A 433-nucleotide genomic window follows, 5' to 3' on the forward strand; every position below is an offset into this window, starting at 1 on the left:
AACGGCCGCTTTGCGGCCGTGCGGGTGCGCCACGCCGGCGGCAATACGGGCAAGGCACGTCTGCATCCCGAGCAGTGGCTGCTCATCGAGTGGCCGGCAAACGATGCCGAACCGAGCAAATACTTCTTGTCCACCCTGCCAGAGGACACGCCGATCAACGAGTTGGTCGACATCGCCCATCAGCGCTGGCGCATCGAGCGTGACTACCAGGATCTGAAGCAGGATTTCGGCCTGGGCCACTACGAGGGCCGAGGGTGGCGGGGGTTTCACCACCATGCCGCCTTGAGCATCGCCGCCTACGGGTTCCTCATGGCCGAGCGCCTCGTCGCCGACAAGTCTGTCGGCGATAAAAAAAACTTCATCGAACGCCAGGTGCCTGCCCTTCCCGAGGATTACGTCCCCCGAGGCAGTCCTGCGCGCGCAACGCCACGTG

Annotated in this window: 1 protein-coding gene; it reads left to right on the forward strand. The window is 64.2% G+C overall.

The annotated features are described in order from the left end of the window. Window positions 1–433, forward strand: a 433-nt coding sequence (locus JHD63_RS22880) for a transposase (protein WP_198973117.1), incomplete at both ends; no start/stop codon positions are given.

It is taken from the genome of Xylophilus sp. ASV27 (assembly GCF_016428875.1).
Taxonomy (GTDB): domain Bacteria; phylum Pseudomonadota; class Gammaproteobacteria; order Burkholderiales; family Burkholderiaceae_C; genus Xylophilus.